This is a genomic window from Pseudomonas guariconensis (assembly GCF_900102675.1).
GTDB classification, from domain to species: Bacteria; Pseudomonadota; Gammaproteobacteria; order Pseudomonadales; family Pseudomonadaceae; genus Aquipseudomonas; species Aquipseudomonas guariconensis.
Genome location: NZ_FMYX01000015.1, coordinates 76,926 through 102,078 on the forward strand (window position 1 = coordinate 76,926; position 25,153 = coordinate 102,078).

Consider the following 25,153-nt stretch of genomic DNA (forward strand, 5'->3'; position numbering starts at 1 on the left):
ACATCCGGCAGCAACAGTACTACCCATCAAATGGAACCCAGGCAAAACCTGCGCAGTCCACCGTTACAGGCCCACCTTCCAGAGGCCATCACGAGGAGACACCCCATGAAAGGTACTGCGCTTTCCGCCCTGTTCGCGGCCGCAACCCTGCTGGCCTCGCCGGTGTTCGCCGACGAAGACCTCTGCGCCATCAACCTGCAAAAAATCGACGACAACATGGCCACCCTCGGCACGACCTCCGAAGGCTTGGACAAAGCCATCACCGAGCGCGTCGACAAGGCCAAGGCCGCCCAGGCTTCCGGCGACACCAAGGAATGCATCGCCATCACCAGCCAGGTACTCGAACGCATGGAAAAAACCGAGAAAGGCAGTGGCTCCAGCAGCGGCAGCGGCTCCTGACGCGCAATCGGCGCAGCTGTCGACGCCGGGCGTGCAAACGCGTATACTGCTCCCACGTGTCGAAAGGCACGTCAGCTAGAGCTGAGTGTGGGGCCGATTAGGATTCGACGCCGGTATCGAAACTCTAGGTGCATGCCGAGTTGGTAACAGAACTCGTAAATCCACTGTTGCAACTTTCTATAGTTGCCAATGACGAAAACTACGAGGGCTACGCTCTCGCTGCGTAAGCAGCTGAGCCCGCTCTCCTGGTAGCTTCGGCTCCAGCAATCACCAGGGGATGCCTGTAAACCCGAAGTGATTGTCATACAGAACAGGATCGCCGCGTAGTACGTTGTGGACGAAGCGGCTAAAACTTACACAACTCGTCCAAAGCACCCTGCCCGTCGGGCGGCTGCGGATTAACTCAATAGACACGGCTAAGCATGTAGTACCGACAGCGGAGGACTGGCGGACGGGGGTTCAAATCCCCCCGGCTCCACCAGACACACAAAAGGCACCTGATCACCCAGGTGCCTTTTTTTATGCCTGCACGACGGCTACCGGTCAGCCTTCGGCCTGATCCTTCAGATCATCCACGATCGCTTCGTCGTTGTCGGCCATCGCATCCTGCATGTCTTGCGGCTGCCAAAGCGGGAGCAGCGGCGGCGATGCCATCGAAGCTCCCGCTCGGACTTTGGATCAACCCATCGAGCGCACGCCCACTTCCTTGCGGGCCTGTCCACGGGTTGTGACGATCCCCAGGAAGGAAATCACCAACGCCAGGCTAAGGGTTGCCGTCACCTCGGCACGGTGTTCTTCGGTGAACATCATCACGCCCAAGGCACAGGCGATGAAGATGATCACTGCCCAGGTCAGGTACGGGAACAGCCACATGCGGAACTTGAGCTCGGTGCTCTCGCGTTCCAGACGGCGGCGCATGCGCAGCTGGGAAATGGCGATGACCATGTACACCAGCAATGCGATGGCACCGGAGCTGGCGAGCAGGAACTCGAACACGCCCTTAGGCGCGAAATAGTTGAGGATGGCAATGGCCGCACCGATCAAGGTACTGCCGAACACCGCGGCACGAGGTACGCCGACGCTGTTGGTCTTGTTCAGGATTGCCGGGGCATCACCGCGCTTGGCCAGGGAGTACATCATCCGCGAGGCGATGTAGATCGAGGAGTTCATGCAGCTGGTCACAGCCACCAACACCACCAGGTCGACCATGAAGGCTGCATTGGGGATGTTCATGATTTCCAGGGCACGCTGATAGGAGCCCACCACAGCCAGTTGCGGATCGTTCCACGGCACGACGGAGATGATCACGAAGATCGACAGGATGTAGAAGGTACTGATCCGCCAGATCACCGAGCGGGTGGCCTTGGCGATGTTGCGCGATGGGTCGCTGGATTCGGCAGCGGCAATGGTCACCGCCTCGGTGCCGATGAAGCTGAACATCACAGTGATGAAGGCGCCGACTACGGCGGACCAGCCCTTGGGCGTGAAACCACCGTGCTCGGCCATCAGCGTGCTCAAGCCGCTGACTTCGCGATTGGGCAACCAGCCCAGTAGAGCGGCGAATCCAAGACCGATGAAACCGAGAATGGCCGTGACTTTGAGAATCGCGAACCAGAACTCGAACTCACCGTACTTGGCCACGCTGAACAGGTTGGTGCCGGCCAACAACACGACCGAAAGCAAGGCGAAGATCCAGCTGTCCACTTGGGGGAACCAGGCATTGAGCACGTGCCCGGCGGCCAGGGCTTCGATCGGGATCACCAAGACCCAGAACCACCAGTACAGCCAACCGATGGTGTAGCCGGCCCAGCGGCCGATGGCCTGTTCGGCGTAAGTGGAAAAGGAACCGGTGTCAGGATGGGCGACCGCCATTTCACCGAGCATGCGCATGACCAGAACCACCAAGGTCCCGGCCACGAAATAAGAAAGAATGGTTGCCGGCCCGGCTGCCGCGATGGCATGCCCTGAGCCTACGAAAAGTCCGGCACCGATGATGCCTGCGATGGACAGCATCGTTACATGACGTGGCTTGAAACCTTGTGCAAGGTTGCCATCAGATCCCACGGTGTTCATTGATCTTGTTCTCTTTTTGCTGACACAAGGAAAGGACGGGCAGAGGTAGGCGAACAACTTCTCCTTTGAAAGAACAGTGACACGGCGCATCGCTTACGTGTGTTGTTGAGGTTTTCACGTATCCAGGGCGATGCACCCACAAAATGCAGGGACCACTTTAAGCGGGGGTGGTCGACCAAAAAATGCTCGAAAACGCCCCGCAACTGCTCGATCACGACATGGTGTTTCCATCCATGCCATGGCCAGTAGATTGCCACCTATGTTTGCACAGAATCGCTCTGGAACGGTCGTTCCAGCGCAACAGGGTAGCGCCATCGTAGGTCTTGAAAACGGCGCGGAAGCTGTGGGAGCGGGTCTACCCGCGAAGGGCCGCACCAGCGGCCCCCTGACCCGCTCAATAGGTCAGGCAGATCTTGCCGAAATGGCGGTTGCTTTCCTGGTAGCGGAAGGCCTCGACGATCTGCTCGAGCTCGAAGTGCTTGTCCACCACAGGACGCAGGCCGTTGGCGTCGATCGCCCGGATCATCGCCTGTTGTTGGGCACGACTGCCCACCAGCACACCTTGCAAGCGGATCTGGCGCACCAGCGCCTGGACCAGCGGCAACTGACCGGCAACGCCGGTGAGGATACCGATCAACGAAACGTGTCCGCCGATACGCGCAGCGATCATCGACTGTTCGAGGGTGGCCGGCCCGCCGACTTCGATCACATGATCGACACCGCGGTTATCCGTGAGCTCACGTACCTTCTGGCCCCATGCAGGGGTACTGCGGTAGTTGATCAGATGATCGGCGCCCAAGGCTTTTAGGCGCTCGAGCTTGGCATCGCTGGAGGAGGTGGCGATCACCGTGGCTCCGGCCAGCTTGGCGAACTGCAAAGCGAAGATCGACACACCACCGGTGCCCTGTACCAGTACGGTGTCGCCCGGCTTGAGGTGGTCATCGCTCATCAGCGCGCGCCAGGCGGTAAGACCGGCGGTGGTCAGGGTGGCCGCCTCGGCGTGGCTGTAGCCTTTGGGCGCCAAGGTGAAGGCGGTGGCGCGGGCCGTCACCTGCTCACGGGCGTAGCCATCGATACCATCGCCGGGCACCGTGGCGAAGCCTTCCACGTTCGCCTGACCATCGAGCCAGTCGGGGAAGAACGTGCTCACCACCGAGTCCCCCACCTGGAACTCGCTGACACCCGGCCCGACCGCGACCACTTCGCCTGCGCCGTCGGCCATTGGGATGCGTCGTTCGCTCGGCCCCCACATGCCGCTGACCACGGCGAAATCATGGTAATTGAGCGAGCTGGCGTGCAGGCGCACGGTGATTTCGCCAGCCTGCGGCGCGCGCGCCTCGCTGGTCCCTACCTGGACGTTGTCGTAACCGCCACCGGGTTGCACATAGATGGCCTTGTTGCTCATCACAAAGTCTCCTTGAGGGATCGAAAAACCAACACTGCAGATTAGACCGGTCTGGACAGGCAGGGTCAGCCGAGCAACGACCTCAGGGCGCGGCAATCGGCGGCATGCCAGTCCGCCAGTTCCGGCCAGGGGTTGTCCGGCAGATTGACCAGGACCGTGCGCGCCCCTGCGGCGCGGCCGCAATCCAGGTCGAAACGATAGTCGCCAACCATCACCAGCGAAGCCGGAGAAACGTCCCAGGCTTGGGCGATCTTCAGCAAGCCGTCGGGGCTAGGCTTGGGCGCGGCTTCGTCACGCCCGAGGATGTGTTCGACAGCAAAGCAGTCGGCCAGGCCGATGGCCTCCAGAGTGACGTGCGCCAGCTCCCGTGCATTGCGGGTCAGGATGGCCAGTTGGCAACCCCGTCCGGCCAGTTCGCGCACCAACTCCACCGCCCCTTCAGCCGGCTTGGAGGCAATCGCCAGGTCGCGCTCGTGCTCAAGCAGCCAGGCATGCTTGGCCGCGGCCTCCTCGGCCGGCAAGGCCGCCAGGTGGGTAAGGATGTCGTGCTCAGGCGGTATGCCCAGCGCCTCGCGAATCGCCGCGAAATCGTGCACCGCCACCGTGAGCGTGCCGTCCATGTCGAACACCCAGTGGCGAATGCTGCCCAGGCTCATGCCCAGTCCTCACGATGGCGGATCAAGCCCTCTTGGGCCGACGACGCCACCAACTGGCCGGCGCGGTTGAAGATGCTGCCGCGGTTGAAGCCACGGGCGTTGCCCGCCCAGGGGCTATCAGTGGCGTACAGCAGCCACTCATCGGCGCGCAGGTTGCCGTGGAACCACAGCGAGTGATCGAGGCTGGCAATCTGCATGTCCTTCTGCCACACCGATTTGCCATGGGGCAGCAGCGAGGTGGTCAGCAGGCCAAAGTCCGAGGCGTAGGCCAACAGGTATTTGTGCAGGGCCGGCATATCCGGCAGCTTGCCGTCGGCACGGAACCAGGCGTATTTGATCGGATCGCCCGGCTTGGGGTTGAACGGATCGCGTTCGGTGACCGGGCGAATCTCGATGGGCTTGGCGCACAGCACCTTGTCGCGAATGCGCTCGGGCAGATGTTCGGCCATGGCGCTCGCCAGCTCGACTTCGCTGGGCAGGTTTTCCGGCCCGACCACATCGGGCATTGGCGCCTGGTGCTCGAAACCACCCTCGTCGTACTGGAACGAAGCGCTGCACGTGAAGATCGGGTGCCCCTTCTGGATCGCCGTCACCCGCCGGGTGCTGAAGCTACCGCCGTCGCGCACGCGATCGACCGAATACACGACCGGCATGCTGGCGTCGCCCGGGCGCAGGAAGTAGCCGTGCAATGAATGCACATGGCGCGCCTCTTCGACGGTCTGGCTGGCCGCCGACAGTGACTGGCCAAGCACCTGTCCACCGTACAACTGACGGAAGCCAAGGTCCTGGCTGCGACCTCGGAACAGGTTTTCTTCGATGGACTCGAGGCTCAGCAGGTCGACCAAGTCGTCCAATACATGGCTCATGGGGGATTCTCCTAGCAAGGCATCACGGCTCTACGGCGCTCTCATGCGGGCAAATGATACAGGGTTTGTCATTCGCACCCTGCATGGCGTGCCATTCAGCCACGCAAGGTCTGTTGCCACCGCGCGCGATCGATGCGGTACAGCACATGAGGGCGCAGGGGGTGGCCGGCGGCCAGGCGGGGATGCTCGAAACTGCCGGCAAGGTCCTGGACCATGCCGATGGCCTGCATGACCTTCTGCGACGGCAGGTTGCCCTCGGCAGTGAACGACACCACTTCATCCAGGTGCAATTGGGCGAAAGCACAACGCAGGCAGGTCCACGCCGCCTCGCTGGCAAAGCCCAGGCCCCAATGACGCCGCGCCAGGCGCCAGCCGATCTCCACGGCAGGGCCGAAAGGGGCGTCGAAATTGACATTGAGCAGCCCCGTCATGCCGATGAAGGCGCCGCTGTCCTTACGCTCCAAGGCCCATAGGCCAAAACCGTATTCATTGAAATGCCCACGTATCCGCCCGATCAGCGCCGCGGACTCAAGGCGCGTCATCGGTGCCGGAAAATAGCGCATCACCTGCGGGTCGGCGCACAGCGCGGCGAACTCACGCAGATCGTCGTCCTGCCATTGGCGCAACACAAGCCGTGCGCTTTCCAGTTCGAGGATAGGGGTCATCAGGGTGCTCCGAATTCGCGGTCATGCACTGTAAAGCGTAGGCGCCAGCGCGCCGTTGGCACTGTGAATGCAATTTTCACACGCACTTCACCGGCCTCCAACAGCCCGCTTTGCACAATGCCGCCATACGCCGCGGCCCACGGCTGCGTCCTGTCATTGGAGTCAAGCATGCACCCGAGCAACACCTTGCAAAACCCCGCCGTACACACGCCCCCCAAACGACGCCGTTACTTACGCAAGGCAATTGCCGCAGCCGCAGGCCTGCTGTTGACGCTGGCCGGCCTGACCACCTGGCTTTCGACGAGGACGCACATCGTGGACCTTGGCAACGAGCAACAGCTGAGCGACAGCGGGCTGCTGCAGGATTGGGCGCAGGGAACGGTGATCGTGATGATTCGCCACGCCGAGCGCTGCGACAGCGCGCCCGGCCCGTGCCTGGACGACCCGACCGGGATCACCGTCGCCGGTAGCCAGGCTGCGATGCGCGTCGGTCAAGGCCTGCAGCAACTGGGCCTGGGTACCGCCGATCAGTACAGCAGCCCCAAGCTGCGAACCCGCCAGACCGCACACTTCATTCTCGGCCAGGCCGTGCCCAGTGAAGACTGGCTGGAAAACTGCGACAGCCAGTTTCCTGCCGAAGCCCTCGCCCGCAAGCGCCCTGGTCATAACTTGGTGCTGGTCACCCACAACGGCTGCATCGATCACTTCCAGCGTCAATTGCATGTACTCGGGGGAGAACGCGAAAGCGGCTATGCCAGCGCCCTGTTCGTCTCGGTGGACAGCAACGGCAAGGCGCGGATCCTTGGACGCATGAACGAGCCCGACTGGCAGCGGGTGCTGGCCAGCGCCGGCAAGTAGTGCGCGGCGACTCTACGATTGCCGGCGACTGGATATACATCGCCTGGACATTGTGCCGGCGGTGTCTGGCTGCGCACCGTCTGCCCGCGATGGCGTCCCACTGCGACTGCTGGCAAGATCAATTCTTGGCCCTCACCGCGATTCCTTCCATGCCGTTGCCGCTGATCTACCACGACGACTACAGCCCGGACTTCCCACCCGAGCATCGCTTCCCCATGGATAAGTTCCGCCTGCTGCGCGATCACCTGGTCGACAGCGGCCTGGTCACGGACGAGCAATTGCTGCGCCCGGACATCTGCCCCAACGACATCCTCGCCTTAGCCCATGACCGCAGCTACATCGAGCGCTACATGCAGGGCGAGCTGTCCCGAGAAGACCAGCGACGCCTGGGCCTGCCCTGGAGCGAGGCGCTGGCCCGGCGTACGGTACGGGCCGTGGGCGGCTCGCTGCTGACCGCCGAAATGGCCTTGCGCGATGGCATCGCCTGCCACCTGGCGGGTGGCACCCATCATGCCCACTACGACCACCCGGCAGGGTTTTGCATCTTCAACGACCTGGCGGTGATCAGCCGTTACCTGCTCGAGGCCGGGCGGGTGCATCGGGTGCTGATCTTCGACTGCGACGTGCACCAGGGCGATGGCACCGCACGCATCCTCCACGACACCCCGGAGGCGATCACCGTGTCGCTGCACTGCGAGCAGAACTTCCCAGCGCGCAAAGCCCAGAGCGACTGGGATATCCCCCTGCCCCGCGGGATGGGCGACACGGCGTACCTGAAGGTCGTGGATGACGCGCTCAACTACTTGCTGCCGCTGTACCAGCCCGATCTGGTGCTGTATGACGCCGGCGTGGATGTTCACAAGGACGATGCCCTGGGATACCTGCAACTGACCGACGAAGGGCTGGCCGCCCGGGATGAACGCGTGATGCGTCATTGCCTGGGCCGGGACATTCCAGTGGTCGGCGTGATCGGCGGTGGCTACAGCAAAGACCGCGAAGCCCTGGCCAGGCGCCATGGCATTCTTCATCACAGCGCGGCGCGGGTGCTGGGTTGTGCACAATGACTGTGGAACCGCCTGTGGATAACCTGCGGGAAAGCCTCTGCAGGCCTTTAACCGTCTGCCCCACAAGGACCTGATCATTTTCTGATCAGTGCTTGGACAGGCCTCGCTGGGGTAGAATGCCGGCTCTTTTCCACAGCCTGCCGCCCACCATGCCCGATCAACATCACGCCTCCCCTCCCCTCGTCGCCGTCATCGGTGGCGGCCCCGCCGGCCTGATGGCGGCCGAGGCATTGGCCAATGCCGGCCTGGCGGTGCAGGTCTTCGATGCCATGCCATCGGTGGGCCGCAAGTTCCTGCTGGCCGGCGTTGGCGGCATGAACATCACCCACTCCGAGCCTTATCCCGCATTCATCTCCCGCTATGCCGAGCGTCAGGACAAAATCGACGCGCTGCTACACGACTTCGATGCCGACGCCCTGCGCCAGTGGATTCACGGCTTGGGCATCGACACCTTTGTCGGCACCTCAGGTCGGGTGTTCCCCCGTGACATGAAAGCTGCACCGCTGCTGCGCGCCTGGCTCAAGCGCCTGCGCGAGCGCGGCGTGGTTATCCACACCCGCCACCGCTGGTTAGGCTGGAACAGCGACGGCACCTTGCGGATCGCTTATCCACAGGGCGAGCTGAAGGTGCAAGCCGATGCCGTGGTGCTGGCCCTGGGTGGCGGCAGTTGGGCGCGCCTGGGCTCCGACGGTACGTGGCAATCGTTGCTGGCTGAGCGGGGTGTGGATATCTCACCGCTGCAACCGAGCAACTGTGGTTTCGAGGTTCAGGGCTGGAGCCAACTGCTCAAGGACAAGTTCGCCGGCGCACCGCTGAAGAATATTGCCCTGAGCGTACCCGGCAGCGCCCCGCGCAAGGGCGAGTTCATACTCACCGCCCAAGGCGTCGAAGGCAGCCTGGTATATGCCTGGTCAGCGGCGGTGCGCGAGGCCATCAACCGAGATGGCCGGGGCAGGCTGCTGCTCGACCTGCTGCCGGACCGCCCTGTGGATAAAATCGCCCAGGCCCTGGCCAAACCCCGTGGCTCTCGCTCGATGGCCAAGCACCTGCAAGGCCAACTGGGCATCGAGGGGGTCAAGGCAGCATTGCTGCGGGAGCTGACCGATCAAGCGACCTTCGCTGATCCCCAAGCGCTGGCGCGGGCGATCAAGGCCTTGCCGATCGAATTGGTGCGGCCAAGGCCATTGGATGAGGCGATCAGCAGCGCCGGTGGCGTGCGCTTCGAAGCGCTGGACGGCAATTTGATGCTCAAGCAACTGCCGGGGGTTTTCTGCGCAGGGGAGATGCTCGATTGGGAGGCGCCTACCGGCGGATATCTGCTGACGGCCTGTTTTGCCAGCGGATTGCGGGCAGGCAAGGCGGTGGTGGATTGGCTGGCTCGGTGTCGTTGAAACGTTGAGGGGGCCGCTTTACGGCCCCCCAGGCCTCACGGCTTGCGCTTGCGCGGCCCGCTGTTGAAACTCGGCACCTTGCGCACCGGTTTGACCGAAGGCTCCGAGAAACTCGACTCGGCACTGTCCATCCAGCGCCCCAAGCCACGCTTGGCGCTGTTCTCCTTCGGTTTCTTGGGCTTTTTCGGCTTCTTCACGACCTGGCCACTGGCGTCGGTCATCGGCACGCGGTGATCGGGGATGAAGTCCGGTTCTTCGTGTCGCGGCAAGGTCTGGCGAATCAACACCTCGATGGCCGCCAGCAATTGCACTTCATCGGCGCACACCAGCGAAATCGCCTCGCCCTTGTTTCCTGCACGTCCGGTGCGCCCGATGCGGTGCACATAGTCTTCGGCCACGATCGGCAGATCGAGGTTGACCACCAACGGCAAGTCGTCGATATCCAGGCCACGGGCAGCGACATCGGTTGCCACCAGCACTTGGATCTCACGGGCCTTGAAGGTGTCCAGTGCCCGCTGGCGGGTGGCCTGCGGACGGTCACCATGGATACCGTCGGCATTGACGCCCTCGGCGAGCAACCGCTCCACCAACTGGTCGACACCATTGCGCGTCTTGGCAAACACCAGCACCTGCTTCCAGCGCTGCTTGCGCAGCAGGTGACAGAACAGGTCGGCCTTGCGCTTCTTGTCCACCGGCACCAACCACTGCTTCACGGTACTGGCCGTGGTATTGCGCGGGCTGACTTCGATGCTCAGCGGATCATTCAAGGCAAGCCCGGCCAGCATGCGGATCTGGTCGGAGAAGGTAGCGGAGAACAGCAACGTCTGGCGTTTGCGTGGCAAGGCGGCATAGACAGCTTGCAGTTCCTCGGCAAAGCCCAGGTCCAGCATGCGATCAGCCTCGTCGAGCACCAGGGTCTGCACCTGGCCGAACTTGACAGCGTTCTGGCGGAACAGATCGAGCAAGCGCCCCGGAGTGGCCACCAGTAGGTCGACGCCACGGCGCAGGCGCATCATCTGCGGATTGAGACTGACGCCGCCGTACACCGCATAGGTGCTCACCGGCAGGTTTTCGGCGTATTCACGGATATTGGCATGGACCTGCTCGGCCAGCTCACGCGTCGGCACCAGCACCAAGGCACGGATCGAGTTGCTGGCGACCTTGGCGCCTTCCAGGGCCAGGCGTTGCAGCACCGGCAAGGCAAAGCCGGCCGTCTTGCCGGTGCCGGTCTGGGCGGCGGCCATCAGGTCGCGGCCGGCCAGCACGGCAGGGATGGCCTGGGCCTGGACGGGGGTTGGGGTGGTGTAGTCCAGGTGCTGCAAAGTGCGCAGCAAGGGTTCGATCAGGCCGAGTTTGGCGAAATTCATGGCAATACCGTCAGGGGGTTCAGCGAAGGCGGCAGTTTACCGCAACCAACGCTGCCCCTGTGGACGCATTGCCGCGCTCACGATACCGCGAGGTTACTTGCACACCTGCTCTTTGAGCGGCGCCGGCGGCTCGGGCGCCTTGCGCCATTGCGGCAAGCCAATCAGCACCACCGCGCCGATGATCACCGCCATGGCCACGCACTCCTCGGCGCCGATGCGCTCGCCTGCAAAGATGATCCCCAGCAGCACCGCCACCGCCGGGTTGACGTAGGCATAGCTGGTGGCCGCGGCCGGCCGCACGTGCTTGAGCAGGTACATGTAGGAACTGAAGGCCAGGATCGAGCCAAAGAACACCAGGTACGCCAGCGCGCCCCAACCGGCTGCGGTCGGCATCTGGGTCAGGCGCTCGCCACTGAGCGCGCTGCCGATCAACAAGGCGGCACCGCCAACGAGCATCTCTGCGGCACTGGCCATCGCACCCTGGGGCAAGGGCAGGGTCTTGCTCCACACCGAACCAAAGGCCCAGGCCGCGGCCGCGAACAGAATCAGCGCCGCGCCCATGGGGCTGGCCTGCAGGTTCGAGCCCATATTGAGCATGCCGATGCCCACCAGGCCCAGGGCAATGCCCGCCCATTCAAGCCGCGAGTTGCGATGCCCGAACAACAGGCCAAACACCAGGGTGAACAGCGGCACAGTGGCCACCGCCAGGGCGGCGACGCCCGATGCCACACCGGCATGCTCGGCCAACGTCACGCCACCATTGCCGCAACTGAGCAGCAAAAAACCGATCGCCCCGGCCGCCCGCCATTGTGGCCAGGTCGGCGCCGGCACACCCCGCCAACGCAAGAACCCGTACAGCAGGCTGCCCGCAATGACGAAACGTACCCCAGCCATGAGCATCGGCGACCAGGACTCCACACCGATACGGATGAACAGGTAGGTCGAGCCCCAGACCAAGTACAAGGCCAAAAAGGCACCAATGAGCAACAACGGGAAGCGACGGGAGGCAGGCATGGGAAAACACTCGAAATCCGTTTACGGGTGACTTAGTTTAAGAAGGCGCCACCGCAAATTTAAGTTACAAAACGGCTTTAAATGACCGAAACACTTTGCAATGCATGGTTATGCAGGGGCTTTACCATCGATTGCAAAGCACACTGGAATCATTCATGGACAAGTACGACCGCATGCTCCTTGCTGCCTTGCTGGAAAACGGCCGGGCCACCTACGCGCAACTGGCGCGCCAAGTGAACCTTTCAGCACCCGCCGTAGCCGAGCGAGTCGCCAAGCTGGAAGCCAGTGGGGTGATCACCGGCTATGCCGCCAAGGTGGATCTGGAGAAAATCGGCCTGCCGATCCAATGCGTGATCGAACTGCGCTTGGCCAGCCACGGCACCCAACAGGCATACGATGCGCTGACCCGCATCCCGCAGCTCACCGAATGCCATCGCGTCACCGGTGACCCCTGCGTGATCATGCAAGCGGCGGTAGCGTCGATGAACGAGCTGGAGGCGCTGATCAACCAGGTATCGCAGCTGGGGTTCACCAAGACATCGATCATCCTGTCCAGTGCAGTCGAGCGGCGAGTGCCGCTCGACCATCTGGAGGGCAACGGCAGGAAGCCCTGAGGCGTTCCAGCCTGTCTGCCTCAATGGCGCAACAGCAGGCGCCCCTCGATCGGTACATATCGGCTGGCCGCCCGGATCAGCGACAACGCGGTAAGCCCAGGCACCCCATAGACCACCGTCTCGACACCATGACGTTGGCTGGCCCGTTCCATCAGCAGATCGAAGTCGCCATCGCCGGAGGCCAGCACCACCTGGTCGACACGGCTGGCGGCATCGATCACATCGAGTGTGATGCCCACGTCCCAGTCGCCCTTTGCCGAACCGTCGCTGCGCTGGATGAAGGGCTTGAGGCGTACCTCGAAGCCGAGGTTGCGCAGGATCTGCTGGAACTGTTGCTGCTTGCTGTCGCCGCGGTCGATGGCATAGGCCACCGCCTCGACGATTTGCCCCTGGCTGCTGACATCAGCCCACAGCGCGGCGTAGTTGAAATGACAGCCATGCACCTGGCGCACGGTGTAGTAGAGGTTCTGCACATCGGCGAACAGCGCGATCTTCTTCACCATGACCTCTCTGGCAGTTGCGCGGGTAACGAAGACTGCCCATGGGATCGGCCTCGTTTCGCGAAAGGGGCGCCGTGTGCGCCCCCAAGTGCAGCCAGTATGCCAGAGGCCTCAGATGAAGGTGTCGTCGTCGGAGAAGAAGCCACCGCCATCGCTACCGTAGTCGCTGTCCATGAAGCCGCCCTGATCGTAGCCATTGTCGGCCACCTGCTGCTGGCTATGCTGGTCGTTCCAGCCGCTGCTGTCGCTGGCCGGGGCTGGCTCCTCCTTGATTACCTCGACCACCTCCTCAGGCTGGGAATGATGGTTGAACAGGCTGCTGATACCTTGCGCCAGCAACACGCCACCGGCCACGCCCGCGGCGGTCTGCATGGCGCCGCCAAGGAAACTGCTGGCCCCACTGCGGGCTGGTGCGGCATTGATACCCGGCTGCGCTTGTGGCTGGGCGAAGCCCTGGGCCGAGGGTTCACGCCAACCGCCGGCAGGAGCCGCCGGTGCGGCCTGACGCTGTGGCTGCGGCGCGGGTATAGGTTCACGGGAGCCGGAGCCAAACAAGCTCGAGAGAAAGCCGCCGCCCGTACTGCCGCTTCGGCTGGCCTCGGCTTGCGCCTTGGCTTGCTTGAGTTCGGCCTCGAGCTGTTTGTTCTGCTCATCCAGACGCTTGATCGCCGCCTCCTGGACCAGAATCGCCTGGGCCATGTAATAGGCCGCTGCCGGCTGCTGTCGCAGGTGCTCCTCGATACGCGCCTGGGCCTGGGGATCACGGGCCTGGCCTGCGTCCTCGGCTTGCTTGATGCGACTGAACAGGCCGTCGATCAGGGTTTGTTCTTCAGTGTTCATGGAGCTACCTCGTGCGCTGGGCAATACATCGGATAGCGTCAAAGATGGGGCTCGCCGGCCGGGGATTCAATCGACAAAACAGTGAAACTTTTTTCAGCCAGGGGTGGACTGGGCTAAAGTTACGCCCTGCTTTTTCTGCCATGCGATGTTGACCCGATGAATCCGCTGAGCGTTCTGCGCGACTCCTTGTATTTCTTCCGCCGCCACCTGGTGAGCATTCTTCAACTGTGCCTGCCGCTGGTGATCCTCGAGGCCTTGTGTACCCAACTGCTGTATCGCCAGTTGGGCGACCAGGCTTCGGCGGGCTACGGCATGCTGGTCAGCCTGCTGTTCTACCCGCTGTACAGCGCCGCATTGATCCTCTACATGGATACCCGCAGCAACGGCCAGGACATCGCCAAGCGCAACCTGTTCGCCCGCGCCGTGCAGCTGTGGCCATCGCTGGCGCTGCTGATCCTGATCAGCTCGCTGCTGATCATGGCGGGCCTTGCGCTGTTCATCTTCCCGGGCGTGTGGATCATGATCAATCTGGTATTCGCCGAATACCTGCTGGTCTTGCGTGGCCTGCCAGTGGTTCAGGCCATGCGCGAAAGCGCCAGGATGACCACCGGGCATTTCATGCGCATCTTGGTCTGTGTCGTTGCAGTTCTGGCACCGCTGTGGCTGCTCGACGGCTTGCTGCTGATGGCCTTCCCCGAGCCGCAGCCGGGCGTGCAACTGGCACTGGATAGCCTCAGCGGTTTCCTGCAACTGTTCAGCAGCGTGGTGCTGTACCGCCTGTTCATGCTGCTGGAGAATGACGCGCTCGCCTGAGGCCTCAACGAGTGAGTCCTCTCAGGGAACGACTTCGATCTGCTGTTCAATCAGCGGACCTCTAGAGTGACCCAGCCCCTGTCGATGGACAGGGGTTGGCAATCCACACTCAGAGGATGAACGCATGAGCGACAACACTGCTATACCGAGCTGGGCGGACGAACTCTCCTTCTCGGCCCATCTCTTCGCGCTCGATGGCGTCCAGAGGATCCCCGTCAGCCATCTCTCCCGGTTCTATGCCCCGCTAGGCAGCACCGGCGCCCTTCAACAGGGGACGACAGACGACGGCTGGCTCAGGTTGAACCCCGCGCAGACAGCCATGACGCTGCGTTTCCACTATCACTCCCAGACCCTGAACCGGTTGAATTTCATGCTTTCGCTCGACAGCGACCGGAACCGAAAACTGGGTATCAGCCGCAACGGTTACCTAGGCCTCTACACGTATTCGAACATCGACGACTTCTGGAAGGTCGAACCTCTGGCCTGGAGCGAAAACACCCTTCACTGTCGCATTCGTGACCATCAGGGCCAGCAAGTGAAAGTGCTGGCAAGCTCGCCTCACCACCTGACGGTCAACAAAGGGAACATCCTCGAGTTCTTGGTCGTACGAACGTCGTAAGCTGGCCGACCGACGAACGGCTCGGTTATGCTGGCGCGACCTGCACCGACAAGCCGAGCCGATGATCCGACTACTGCGCAACGTCTTGCTCTCCCTGCTCTTGCTGTTGCCCCTGCCCTGGCTGTTCGCCGACTACCTGGGCTGGCAACCTTCCCCCCGCGAACCGCTGCCGATCGCCTGCCAAGGCAGCCCCCGGTCGCTGCAACCTGGCCAGCCCCTGAAGGTCATGACCTGGAACGTGCAATACCTGGCCGGCAAGCGCTACGTGTTCTGGTACGACCAAGGGCAGGGCAGCGACACCCGCCCCAGCGCAGAAGACCTCGCCTTCAATCTCGACGAAGTCACCCGCGTGATCCGTGCCGAAACGCCGGATGTCATCCTGTTGCAGGAGCTGGACAACAACGCCAAGGCCACCGGCTACCAGGACCAGTTGGCGCTGCTGCGTGAACGCTTGGCCGACCTCTACCCCTGCACCGTCCAGACCTACGAGTGGAAAGCCGATTTCGTGCCTGACCGGCATATCTTCGGCAGTGTTGGCCGCACCCTGGCCACCCTCAGCCGCTACCCGATCGAAAAGGCCGAGCGCCTGCAGTTGCCCAACGCGGCGAGCAATGCCCTGACCCGCCTGCAACGCCCCCAGCCGGCACTGCTGGTCAGCTACCTGCCGCTGGCTGACGGGGGACGTCTGGCGGTGCTCAACACACGGCTCTCGCCCTACCAGCCCGGCAGCGACTTGCAACGCCGACAGGTAGAGCATCTGGCCAAGGTGCTTGATCGCCTGGAAAGCCAAGGCACGCCCTGGCTGATCGGCGGCGACCTCAACCTACTGCCCCTGGGGCAGTACCGTCGCCTGCCGCCGGCACAGCGCGGCAACTACCCGGCCGACAGCGACCTGCACCTGTTGTGGGACAAGTACCCGATGATTCCCAGCAACGCCGAAGCCAGCGGTGCCGAGCGCGCCGCCTGGCTCACCCACTACCCCAACGACCCGGCAGTCAACGGTCCTGACCGCACCCTCGACTATGTACTTCACAGCCCTCGCCTTCAGCGCATCCAGGCCCAGGTACTGCGACAGGACACGCTGCAGATCTCAAACCACCTGCCGCTCATGGCCATCCTGAAAGTGCCTCATTGACGCAGGGTGAGCGTGAAAGCACGGAAAGACCTCCTGCTTCGTCCCAGATCGACGCCTGGGTAGTGTTCTGTTCGTGGGCCACGAGCCCTTGATCAACAGAACCGCAGAGTATTTTCATGAGCAACAGCTTCACTAACTGGATCGCAGCAGCTGGATCTTTCGACGCCCACATACATTGCTATGGGGTAACAAAATACTGGGACGGTCTTTCCAACGACTGGGAGGAGTTTCAGTTTTTTTGGGACGGGGCGCCTTCACTCCCACCCTCCCCTGTGCGACTGAGCAAAGGCCCCGACATCAATGAAGGCTGGCTCATTACCGGGGCGGGTGGAACAGCCACGACTTTCAACATTACATTCGACTCGCAAACGACTAATCGCCTGCATGTCCGCATAAAGGGCACTGGCGGTGACAGCAACAGGCAAGTCGAGATCAGCCGCAATGGTTATCTCGGGCTTTACCGGGGTGATTCGAACGTTGATGTGTTGAAACTCGAGCCGCTGGAATGGACTGAGAACACACTGACCTGCCGGATCCGGGATCACCTGGGGCACACCGTGAAAATCGCATACGAATGGCAGGTCTACCTGAACGTGCAAGCCGGGGAGGACGCAACATTCATCATCACCCGGCAACAATGACTGCCGGATGACTGCCCACCCGGCTCTATCGTGTCAACACGCAGCGCCTCTAGACCTCATCAGGTCCCTCTGGGCTTGGCCCTCGCCGTGGCTTCGGCGACGAGCGGGTCGTCGGGCCAATAATGCTTGGGATAGCGACCTTTGAGGTCCTTCTTCACCTCGGCATAGGTGGTACGCCAGAAGTTGGCCAAATCCTGGGTCACCTGGACCGGGCGGCGCGCCGGGGACAGCAGGTGCAGTTTGACCTGCTGACGGCCTTGGGCGATGCGCGGCGTATCGGCCAGGCCGAACAACTCCTGCAGGCGCACGGCCAGAATCGGCGGGTTCTCGCTGTAGTCCAGGCGAATGCTCGAGCCGGATGGTACGGTCAGGTGCGCAGGGGCCAGCTCCTCCAGGCGCTGCGGAAGCGGCCAGGGCAACAGGTTGCGCAGGATCGACGGCAGGTCCAGCTGGGCGAAGTGGCTGAGGCGAGACACCTTGCCCAAATACGGCTGCAGCCAGCTTTCCAGGCTGGCAAGCAGGGCTTCGTCACTCAAATCGGGCCACTCGCTGTGGCCGTCCTTGTTGATGTCCAACTGACGCAACAGCGCGACCCGCGCCTGCCATTGACGCAGTTCAGGTGTCCAGCTCAGCAGGTTCAAACCCTTGCGTCGCACCAGGCCCAGCAATGCCTTGGCGCGGGCCTCGTCATCCAACCCTGGCAAGGGTTCGCGACTGAGCACAAGCTCGCCGACCTTGCGTTGGCGCTCGGCGCGCAGCACCTGCTCGCGTTCGTCCCAGTCCAGGACATCGAGTGTCTCCACCTGCTCGGCCAGCACCCCCTCGAACAGGCCCGGATCGAACTCAGCTGCCAGGTAGATGCGCTCCTCGCGCTGCCCTTGACGGCTGCCCAGGTCCGCGACGACCAGCCAGGGACACTTCATGAGCGCATCCACCTCGGCGAACAGCGCCGCGCGTCCATTGGCCAATCGGTACTCGGCGCTACCCTCGCGCCGCTGCTGGGCCACCCGGTCGGGATAGGCCAGCGCCAGCAATGCCCCCAACCAGCGGGGGTGATCGACATCGACGACAGCAGCGCCCCGCATGCCGCGCAGCAGGCCCCGGTACTGGCGCGCCAATTGCCGGGCGCGCTGCACGCCCCCCTGACCACCACGGGTCGCTTTAGTCTCGCCGCTGAGCAGGGCCAACCGGCTGTGCAGGTCGGCGCCTGCCCCGCGCAGGATGTCGCGCTCACCGAGCAGCGCGGCCACATCGCAGGCCATGTCGGCCAGGCCCAGTGCCTGGCCACGCAATAACAGATGGGCAATGCGCGGGTGCGCAGGTAGTTCAGCCATGGCCTGGCCGTGTTCGCTCAGGCTCTCGCGACTGCCCGGCTTGAACGCCCCCAACCGGGCGAGCAGGTCGCAGGCCTGGGCGTGGGCAGCGCTCGGAGGTGGATCCAGCCAACGCAACTGATCGGGCCAGACACCCCAGCGCGCCAGTTGCAGGGCCAGACCGGCCAGATCGGCCTGGAGGATCTCGGCGCTACCGTGGGCCGGCAACTGATCGTGCTGAGCCTCGGACCACAGCCGGTAGCACACCCCAGGCTCCAGACGCCCTGCTCGACCGGCGCGCTGGGTAGCGCTGGCGCGAGAAATGCGCTGGGTCTCCAGACGCGTCATGCCGCTGCCGGGGTCGAACCGAGGAACACGCGCCAGACCGGCGTCAATGACCACGCGTACACCGTCGATGGTGAGACTGGTCTCGGCGATGTTGGTGGCCAGCACCACCTTGCGCAGGCCCTTGGGCGCAGGCTCGATGGCGGCGCGCTGAGCATTGAGCTCGAGTTCGCCATGCAATGGGCACAGCAGCACATCCGAGCGTTCGCCCAATGCCTCTTGCAGCGACTGATGGACCCGCCGAATCTCGGCCTGCCCCGGCAGAAACACCAGCAGGCTGCCGGGCTGTTCGGCCAGCGCCTGGAGCACGCAATCGACCACCCGCGGCTCGACGAACTCGCCTGGCTGATACGGCCTGCTCCAACGAATATCCACAGGGTGCATGCGCCCCTCGCTGCTCACTACCGGGGCATCGTCGAGCAGGCGCGACAGCCGCTCACCTTCCAGGGTGGCGGACATCAGTAGAATCTTCAGCGGCGGCTCGTCGCGCAGCAGTTCCCGGCCATTGAGGCTCAACGCCAAGGCCAGGTCGGCGTCCAGGCTGCGCTCGTGGAACTCGTCGAAGATCAGCAGACCCACCCCCTCCAGCGCAGGGTCGGCCTGCAGGCGACGGGTAAGAATGCCTTCAGTGACGACCTCGATGCGGGTATCGGGCCCGACCTTGCTGTCCAGGCGGATGCGGTAGCCGACAGTCTCCCCGACCTTTTCGCCCAGCTCGCTGGCCAGGCGCTCGGCCGCCGCCCGGGCCGCCAGACGGCGGGGTTCGAGCATCAGGATGGTCTGCCCGGCCAGCCAGGGCTCATCGAGCAGGGCCAAGGGTACCCGGGTGGTCTTGCCGGCGCCGGGCGGGGCTTCGAGTACGGCCTCATCGCGCTCGCTCAGGGCTTGACGCAGAGCGGGCAGTACGGCATCGATTGGTAATGAAATCATGGTGGTCCTCGAACAGTCGTCCGAGTATAACGGCGAACCGAGCCTGCCTTATCATGGTCTTAAACATCAGGACCAGGCGACCGGCCTGGTCCTCGTTGGTCACTTTGCGGAGATCCCAATGCGCATCCCTACCCGCGTCATCGGTGGCGCGCTCATCGTCACCCTGCTCACCCAACTGACCGCTTGCGGCACGCTGTTCTACCCCGACCGGCGCGGCCAGATCGAAGGTAAGATCGACCCCGTGATCGCCGCGCTCGACGCTGTGGGTCTTCTGTTCTATGTCATCCCCGGCCTGATCGCCTTCGGCGTCGACTTCGCCAGCGGGGCCATCTATTACCCGCCCGGCGTTACCGCCCACATCGACCCGGTCAAGCTCAAACCAGCCATCAATGCCGATGGCCAGGTCGACAAGGCCAAGCTGCAAGCTATCCTCGAAAGCGAACTGGGCCAACGCCTGCCGCTGAACGACCCTCGGCTGATCCAGCACCGGGGCAGCGTCGAGCAGTTGGCCGCCTATGGCCTGGTACCGGCCGCCTGATCCAGGGAACGCACCTGCGGCATGACTTCGAGCGCCGAACACCAACGCCTGCTACGCCTGGCCACGCGCGCGTCCCTGGCCGTGGCCACGATCCTCGTCGTGAGCAAGGCGGTCGCCTGGTGGCTGAGTGATTCAGTCAGTCTGCTGGCCGGCCTGACCGACTCGGCCCTCGACGCCGTCGCCTCCTTCCTCAACTTACTGGCCGTGCACTATGCCCTGCGCCCGGCCGACGACGATCACCGCTTCGGCCATGGCAAGGCCGAGGCGCTGGCCGGCATGGCCCAGGCGCTGTTCATAGGCGTCAGTGCGGTGCTGATCGGCGTACAGGCGGTCGATCGCCTGCAATCGCCGCAACCGCTGGGCGATACCGCTGCCGGCATCGCAGTGATGCTGCTGTCGCTTGTCCTGACCCTGGCCTTGCTCACGTTCCAGCGCAAGGTCATCCGCGCCACCGGCTCCACCGCGGTGCGCGCCGACTCGCTGCACTACCGCTCCGATCTGCTGCTCAATGGCAGCATCCTGCTCGCTCTGATGCTGGCGCGCTTTGGCTGGCCACAACTGGATGCCTTGTTCGGTCTGGGGATCGCCCTGTATATCCTCTGGAGCGCCGTGCAGATCGCCCGCGAGAGCACGGCGATCCTGATGGACCAGGAACTGCCGGCCGATATCGGCGAGCGCATGCTCGAACTGGTCTGCGCCATCCCCGGCGTCAAAGGCGCCCACGACCTGCGCACCCGAGTATCGGGCAACCGCTGGTTCGTCCAACTTCACTTGGAGCTTCCCGGCGAGCTGAAACTGCATGACGCCCACGAATTGTGCGTGCAGGCATCAGCTGCCATCCGCCAGCGTTACCCGCGAGCGGACGTGATGGTGCATGCCGATCCGGTGTAACCCGTCGATCAGGTCCGCAGCCTTCAATTCACGCTGTAGTCCCGGGCACTGAGGCAATCGGCCAGTACCCGATGGTAGGCATCGGCCACATGGGCTGGTGGCGCGACGGCCGCCGCGGCCGGATCGAAACCGGACTGCTGCACGGCCTGGCGATGACACTCATAACGGTCCTGGTTCTGCTGCCGAGGCGTTTGCCCGGACAACGGATGGGCGATCACGTCATATCCAGTACTCAACTGCGGCCCCGGCGCGGGCAGGATGTTGGGGGGATTGACCACCACATATTCCTGGCTGTCGCTCAGGTATTGGTAATAGGTGTTCGAGACCTGGAAGAACAACGTGCCATCGAACCAGACCTCTTGGGCGTAGACCGGCAGGTAGCCGACCCGCACGCCATAGGGTGGCCTTACCAGCACATACGCGCCGCCTTGCGGGCGATACCAGTAGCCGCTGGAATAGTAGTAGTCCTGCCCCTGATGGGGCACCTTCCAATAACGGTCCGGGAAGTGGTCGATCCTGTGTCCGGGATGGTACTGCGGGCCAGGCCCCCAGCCATCGCCATGGCCGTCGGGACGCCCGGGCCAGTCTCCACCGGGACGCTGCCCAGGCCCACCCGCTTCCCAGTGATAGCCGCCATTGCGCCGGGGGATGTCCTGGTAATACCCCTGGCGCGGCGGCTGGGTCTGGCGCACCTCGTCACGCGAATTGAGTGGCGAGCGGCCCATGGTCGCGCCGTTGGGGTCCTGCGCGCCCTGCCCCTCGCCTGCCCCTTGGGCCCATGCGCCCAGGCTGATGCCCAGGCCCAGCAAACCAACACCTGCCCATTGCCGGATGCGCGACCTCATGTTGCCCTCTCGATGGTAAGAACTGCATTGGAACTGCATGCAGTCTATCGCGGCGAGGGCAGATGCAGATGATTCCGGGCATGAAAAAAGGGAGGCCATGGCCTCCCTTTGGGAATTGTCGTCCGTGCTCGGCGCTTGTGGCGTCGGCTCACCTCACATCGTCTTCTGGACGGTGCGTAGCCCGGGGGCCTGGCGGATCCTGTTGGATGGCTGGCCGCGACGGCCTTCCTGAGGCCGGTCGCCGTGGACTGTTGTCCGGGCAGTGATTCTGTTGGTAACGATACGGGAGGCGGCGGAGCAGAGGATTGCGAATATTGCTCAGATAAATAGCACTTGCGCAATTTTTAACCCTGGATTGATAATTCGCAGCAATCCGAACAGAAAAGGCCATTTCCATGAGCAAGCTCGACCGCTATGACCTGAGCATCCTTGCCGAATTGCAGCGCGACGCCCGCATCTCCAATCAGGAGTTGGCCGAACGTATCGGCTTGTCCCCCTCCCCTTGCTCACGGCGGGTCAAGCAACTGGAAGACGACGGCTACATCTCCCGCCAAGTAGCCTTGCTGGACCGCAAGAAGCTCGGCCTTAGCCTGACCGCCTATGTGCTGATCGGCATGGACCGCCACACCCCCGAGCGCTTCGAGACTTTCGAGGCCGCCATTCGCAACTTGCCCCAGGTGCTCGAATGCAGCCTGGTCACTGGGATGGATGCCGACTATCAACTGAAAGTCGTGGTCCCGGATATGGACCATTACCAGAAACTGCTGCTCGGCAGCCTGACTCGCATCGAAGGCGTCACCAGCGTGCGCTCGAGCTTCGTGCTCAACCAAGTGCTGGCCAGCACTGAACTGCCGTTGACGCATCTGCGCTGACCGTCCCCTGCCGCCCCGCTTATAATCGGCGCTCAGCCTGCCTGGAGAACACTGATGGATCCCGCCGTATTCGAAGAATGGATGATGATCGTTCTGGTGACCGTGCTGATCGGTTTCATGGGATTCATCGTCTGGGACCTGGCAAAGAAGTCCAAGGCAGGCCGCTTCGGCACCTTGATTCTGTTTTTCGTCCTGGGCCTGGGTGTGCTGGCCTTCATCATCAAGAGCGTGGTGGTAGGGTTCCTCGAAGGGGTCTAGCCGCACGGGGAGGAGCGCTGGCCAGAGACTGTGATGGGCTGCGCAGTAGCCGCCTAACGAAGTAGCTTCGGCGCAACCTCCCGCCAGCACCCTTGCTCCAGCCCATCCAGCGCCCAATCGCCGATCCTCACCCGCACCAACCGTAGCGTGGGCAGCCCCACTGCCGCCGTCATGCGTCGCACCTGGCGGTTGCGCCCTTCTCGAATCACCAGCTCAAGCCAATGAGTCGGTACGCTCTTGCGAAACCGCACCGGTGGATTGCGCGGCCAAAGCACTGGCTCCTCAAGCAACCGGGCCTCGGCGGGCAGTGTCGGCCCATCGTTGAGCTCGACCCCCTCGCGCAACTGCTGCAGTTGCGCCTCGCTCGGCTCACCTTCCACCTGCACCCAATAGGTCTTGGGCAACTTGTGCTTGGGATCGGCGATGCGCGCTTGCAGCCGACCGTCATTGGTCAACAACAGCAGGCCTTCGCTGTCACGGTCCAGGCGCCCGGCCGGATAGATGCCAGGAATGTCGATGTAGTCCTTGAGCGTCGCGCGCCCTTCGCCATCGCTGAACTGGGTCAGCACGTCGAAGGGTTTGTTGAACAGGATAAGGCGGGGTTCGGCCGGCGGCGCCTTGGGCTGGCGGCGCGGACCTGTGGGCCGCGCCTGGGGACGGCGCGGCTTGGAACGGGGTGGCAGGGACATGGATCCTCAGCGGAACGGCGGCTCATCGAAGCTGCGCAGTTTACGCGAGTGCAGCGAATTGAGCTCGGTACGCAGCAAATCCAGGGCCGCGATGCCGATCTTAAGATGTTGACTGACCGCACGATTATAGAAGGCATTGGCCGAGCCCGGCAGCTTGATCTCGCTGTGCAGCGGTTTGTCCGAAACGCACAGCAAGGTGCCGTAAGGCACCCGCAGGCGATACCCCTGGGCAGCGATCGTGCCGCTCTCCATGTCCACCGCCACGGCGCGGGACAGGTTGATCAGCGGTCGCTCCTGGGCCCAGCGCAGCTCCCAGTTGCGGTCATCGTAGGTCAGCACGGTGCCGGTGCGCAGGCGCTTTTTCAATTGCTCGCCACGCTCGCCGGTCACCTGCGCCGCGGCCTCCTGCAGTGCCAACTGCACTTCGGCAAGGGCCGGGATCGGGATATTCGGCGGCACCACCCGATCGAGAATGCCATCGCGACGCATGTAGGCGTGGGCGAGCACATAGTCGCCGATGGTCTGCGATTGGCGCAGGCCTCCGCAGTGGCCGATCATCAGCCAGCAATGCGGGCGTAGCACGGCCAGGTGATCGGTGATGTTCTTAGCATTGGACGGGCCGACGCCGATATTGACCAGAGTGATGCCATCGCCATCGGCAGCGATGAGGTGGTAAGCCGGCATCTGGTAACGGTGCCAGACCACACTGGCCACCAAGGCCTGGGTCTCGTCGTCGTCCATGCCCTTTTCGATGATGACATTGCCCGGCAGGACCATACGCACGAAGCGCGAATCCTGACGCAGTTGCTCCAGGCCATGACCGATGAATTGGTCGACGTAGCGATGGTAGTTGGTCAGCAGGATCCACGGTTGGACATGCCGCCAGTCGCTGCCGGTGTAATGCACCAGGCGTCGCAGGGAGAAGTCCACGCGGGCGGCATCGAACAGTGCCAGTGGCAGGGTTTCGGCGCTGCCCCAGTCGCACAACCCGTCGGCGATGTTGTCGGTGGCCGCCGACAGGTCGGTGCTTGGGAAGACCCGCGCAAGCTCGGCGGCAGTGATGCCACTGCCGGCCAGCTCATCGCCTTGGTCGACCACATAAGGGTAAGGAATGTTCTGTTCGCTGACGCCCACTTCCAGGGTCACGGTGTAGTCGTGCATCAGCGGTCGCAGTTGCTCGAGCAGGTAACCGCGAAACGCCGCCGGCTGAGTGATGGTGACGCTGTAGGTACCTGCCACCTGCACCTTGGCATAGGCCCGGGTGGTGGCGGCCACTTCACCATGGCTGTAGTAGGTCAGGCGCAGGGCGGGATAACGAAACAGCGCCCGCTGGTCGTCGTCCGGCTCGGTGCGGTCCTTGAGGTAGCGCTTGAGGGCCTGGCTGAGGGCGCCGGTGGCCTGTTCATGCAAGGCCGCCAGACGATCGACGGCCTGTTCAGGTGTATCAACGACTACAAACGCTTGGCTCACGCTGGTCTTCCTGTCTTCTGACATGCATGACTTCCATCTTGCCTGCCTTCTGTTGCAATTACATCCTTGACAATCGTATTCG

General features: G+C 63.2%; 26 protein-coding genes and 1 other RNA gene. 14 read left to right on the top strand and 13 right to left on the bottom strand.

Annotated elements, in window-relative coordinates:
- Positions 1-105: 105 nt before the first annotated feature.
- Both BLS27_RS21160 and ssrA read left to right on the top strand, forming a co-directional pair.
- Positions 106-399: a hypothetical protein gene (locus BLS27_RS21160; protein WP_043210142.1), complete on the top strand. Its 294-nt coding sequence runs from the start codon at positions 106-108 to the stop codon at positions 397-399.
- A gap of 89 nt (positions 400-488) precedes the next feature.
- Positions 489-880: a transfer-messenger RNA gene (ssrA, locus tag BLS27_RS21165) on the top strand.
- 197 nt (positions 881-1,077) lie between these two features.
- On the opposite strand, the gene gabP is transcribed toward ssrA, so the two are convergent.
- The 5 genes from gabP to BLS27_RS21190 form a co-directional block, all read right to left on the bottom strand.
- A complete protein-coding gene (gabP, locus tag BLS27_RS21170) occupies positions 1,078-2,472 on the bottom strand; it encodes a GABA permease (RefSeq protein ID WP_043210144.1) in 1,395 nt (464 codons plus the stop codon).
- A 394-nt stretch (positions 2,473-2,866) separates the two neighbouring features.
- A complete protein-coding gene (locus BLS27_RS21175) occupies positions 2,867-3,877 on the bottom strand; it encodes a zinc-dependent alcohol dehydrogenase family protein (RefSeq protein ID WP_090346775.1) in 1,011 nt (336 codons plus the stop codon).
- 65 nt (positions 3,878-3,942) lie between these two features.
- On the bottom strand, positions 3,943-4,533 hold the full coding sequence (locus tag BLS27_RS21180) for an HAD family hydrolase (RefSeq protein WP_043210149.1): 591 nt from the start codon (positions 4,531-4,533) through the stop codon (positions 3,943-3,945).
- Positions 4,530-5,399 carry an acyl-CoA thioesterase II gene (gene tesB / locus BLS27_RS21185; RefSeq protein WP_043210152.1) on the bottom strand — a complete coding sequence of 290 codons (870 nt, stop codon included), beginning with the start codon at positions 5,397-5,399 and terminating at the stop codon, positions 4,530-4,532. Before tesB ends, BLS27_RS21180 begins: the two co-directional genes overlap by 4 nt.
- A 95-nt stretch (positions 5,400-5,494) precedes the next feature.
- Positions 5,495-6,064, bottom strand: a complete 570-nt coding sequence (locus BLS27_RS21190) for a GNAT family N-acetyltransferase (RefSeq protein WP_043210154.1) — start codon at positions 6,062-6,064, stop codon at positions 5,495-5,497.
- A 168-nt stretch (positions 6,065-6,232) separates the two neighbouring features.
- Between BLS27_RS21190 and pmrG the strand changes: the two genes are divergently transcribed.
- The 3 genes from pmrG (at position 6,233) to BLS27_RS21205 (ending at position 9,377) form a co-directional block, all read left to right on the top strand.
- Positions 6,233-6,922, top strand: coding sequence for a lipopolysaccharide core heptose(II)-phosphate phosphatase PmrG (gene pmrG, locus BLS27_RS21195; protein WP_090346777.1), 690 nt, complete (start codon positions 6,233-6,235; stop codon positions 6,920-6,922).
- 149 nt (positions 6,923-7,071) lie between these two features.
- The gene (locus tag BLS27_RS21200; RefSeq protein ID WP_043210167.1) at positions 7,072-7,986 is read left to right on the top strand and encodes a histone deacetylase family protein; all 915 of its coding nucleotides are present in this window, start codon (positions 7,072-7,074) and stop codon (positions 7,984-7,986) included.
- Between the two features lie 149 nt (positions 7,987-8,135).
- Positions 8,136-9,377 carry a TIGR03862 family flavoprotein gene (locus BLS27_RS21205; protein WP_090346806.1) on the top strand — a complete coding sequence of 414 codons (1,242 nt, stop codon included), beginning with the start codon at positions 8,136-8,138 and terminating at the stop codon, positions 9,375-9,377.
- A 35-nt stretch (positions 9,378-9,412) separates the two neighbouring features.
- On the opposite strand, the gene rhlE1 is transcribed toward BLS27_RS21205, so the two are convergent.
- Entirely contained in the window at positions 9,413-10,744 is a 1,332-nt protein-coding gene (rhlE1, locus tag BLS27_RS21210; RefSeq protein WP_090346778.1) for an RNA helicase RhlE1, read from the bottom strand.
- Between the two features lie 93 nt (positions 10,745-10,837).
- A complete protein-coding gene (gene yedA / locus BLS27_RS21215) occupies positions 10,838-11,758 on the bottom strand; it encodes a drug/metabolite exporter YedA (protein WP_090346779.1) in 921 nt (306 codons plus the stop codon).
- Positions 11,759-11,913: 155 nt separating this feature from the next.
- Between yedA and BLS27_RS21220 the strand changes: the two genes are divergently transcribed.
- A complete protein-coding gene (locus BLS27_RS21220; protein ID WP_043211229.1) occupies positions 11,914-12,372 on the top strand; it encodes an Lrp/AsnC family transcriptional regulator in 459 nt (152 codons plus the stop codon).
- 20 nt (positions 12,373-12,392) lie between these two features.
- Here BLS27_RS21220 and BLS27_RS21225 read toward each other — a convergent pair whose 3' ends face one another.
- Together BLS27_RS21225 and BLS27_RS21230 are read right to left on the bottom strand one after the other, a co-directional pair.
- The gene (locus BLS27_RS21225; RefSeq protein WP_177343708.1) at positions 12,393-12,875 is read right to left on the bottom strand and encodes an NYN domain-containing protein; all 483 of its coding nucleotides are present in this window, start codon (positions 12,873-12,875) and stop codon (positions 12,393-12,395) included.
- A 108-nt stretch (positions 12,876-12,983) separates the two neighbouring features.
- Positions 12,984-13,712, bottom strand: coding sequence for a DUF2076 domain-containing protein (locus tag BLS27_RS21230; protein WP_090346780.1), 729 nt, complete (start codon positions 13,710-13,712; stop codon positions 12,984-12,986).
- A 156-nt stretch (positions 13,713-13,868) separates the two neighbouring features.
- Here BLS27_RS21230 and BLS27_RS21235 point away from each other — a divergent pair, with 156 nt between their 5' ends.
- From BLS27_RS21235 to BLS27_RS21250, 4 genes are all read left to right on the top strand, one after another.
- Positions 13,869-14,525, top strand: a complete 657-nt coding sequence (locus BLS27_RS21235; protein ID WP_090346781.1) for a YciC family protein — start codon at positions 13,869-13,871, stop codon at positions 14,523-14,525.
- A 124-nt stretch (positions 14,526-14,649) separates the two neighbouring features.
- The gene (locus BLS27_RS21240) at positions 14,650-15,144 is read left to right on the top strand and encodes a hypothetical protein (protein ID WP_090346782.1); all 495 of its coding nucleotides are present in this window, start codon (positions 14,650-14,652) and stop codon (positions 15,142-15,144) included.
- A gap of 61 nt (positions 15,145-15,205) precedes the next feature.
- A complete protein-coding gene (locus BLS27_RS21245; protein ID WP_090346783.1) occupies positions 15,206-16,279 on the top strand; it encodes an endonuclease/exonuclease/phosphatase family protein in 1,074 nt (357 codons plus the stop codon).
- Positions 16,280-16,395: 116 nt separating this feature from the next.
- Positions 16,396-16,920, top strand: a complete 525-nt coding sequence (locus BLS27_RS21250) for a hypothetical protein (RefSeq protein ID WP_090346784.1) — start codon at positions 16,396-16,398, stop codon at positions 16,918-16,920.
- A gap of 59 nt (positions 16,921-16,979) precedes the next feature.
- Here BLS27_RS21250 and hrpB read toward each other — a convergent pair whose 3' ends face one another.
- Complete coding sequence (hrpB, locus tag BLS27_RS21255) at positions 16,980-19,508, bottom strand: ATP-dependent helicase HrpB (protein WP_090346785.1); 2,529 nt, start codon at positions 19,506-19,508, stop codon at positions 16,980-16,982.
- 118 nt (positions 19,509-19,626) lie between these two features.
- Here hrpB and BLS27_RS21260 point away from each other — a divergent pair, with 118 nt between their 5' ends.
- Together BLS27_RS21260 and BLS27_RS21265 are read left to right on the top strand one after the other, a co-directional pair.
- On the top strand, positions 19,627-20,046 hold the full coding sequence (locus tag BLS27_RS21260) for a hypothetical protein (RefSeq protein ID WP_043211235.1): 420 nt from the start codon (positions 19,627-19,629) through the stop codon (positions 20,044-20,046).
- Positions 20,047-20,067: 21 nt separating this feature from the next.
- Positions 20,068-20,937, top strand: coding sequence for a cation diffusion facilitator family transporter (locus BLS27_RS21265; RefSeq protein ID WP_090346786.1), 870 nt, complete (start codon positions 20,068-20,070; stop codon positions 20,935-20,937).
- A gap of 23 nt (positions 20,938-20,960) precedes the next feature.
- Here the strand turns inward: BLS27_RS21265 and BLS27_RS21270 are convergent, their stop codons facing one another.
- Positions 20,961-21,782 carry a DUF6515 family protein gene (locus tag BLS27_RS21270; RefSeq protein WP_043211223.1) on the bottom strand — a complete coding sequence of 274 codons (822 nt, stop codon included), beginning with the start codon at positions 21,780-21,782 and terminating at the stop codon, positions 20,961-20,963.
- 395 nt (positions 21,783-22,177) lie between these two features.
- On the opposite strand from BLS27_RS21270, the gene BLS27_RS21275 reads away from it, so the two are divergent.
- Both BLS27_RS21275 and BLS27_RS21280 read left to right on the top strand, forming a co-directional pair.
- Positions 22,178-22,654, top strand: coding sequence for an Lrp/AsnC family transcriptional regulator (locus tag BLS27_RS21275; RefSeq protein WP_003249795.1), 477 nt, complete (start codon positions 22,178-22,180; stop codon positions 22,652-22,654).
- A 54-nt stretch (positions 22,655-22,708) separates the two neighbouring features.
- Complete coding sequence (locus BLS27_RS21280; RefSeq protein ID WP_023378567.1) at positions 22,709-22,912, top strand: DUF2788 domain-containing protein; 204 nt, start codon at positions 22,709-22,711, stop codon at positions 22,910-22,912.
- Positions 22,913-22,965: 53 nt separating this feature from the next.
- On the opposite strand, the gene BLS27_RS21285 is transcribed toward BLS27_RS21280, so the two are convergent.
- Both BLS27_RS21285 and amn read right to left on the bottom strand, forming a co-directional pair.
- A complete protein-coding gene (locus BLS27_RS21285; protein WP_043211222.1) occupies positions 22,966-23,601 on the bottom strand; it encodes a pseudouridine synthase in 636 nt (211 codons plus the stop codon).
- 6 nt (positions 23,602-23,607) lie between these two features.
- Positions 23,608-25,095 carry an AMP nucleosidase gene (gene amn, locus BLS27_RS21290; RefSeq protein WP_167358127.1) on the bottom strand — a complete coding sequence of 496 codons (1,488 nt, stop codon included), beginning with the start codon at positions 25,093-25,095 and terminating at the stop codon, positions 23,608-23,610.
- Positions 25,096-25,153 lie beyond the last annotated feature (58 nt).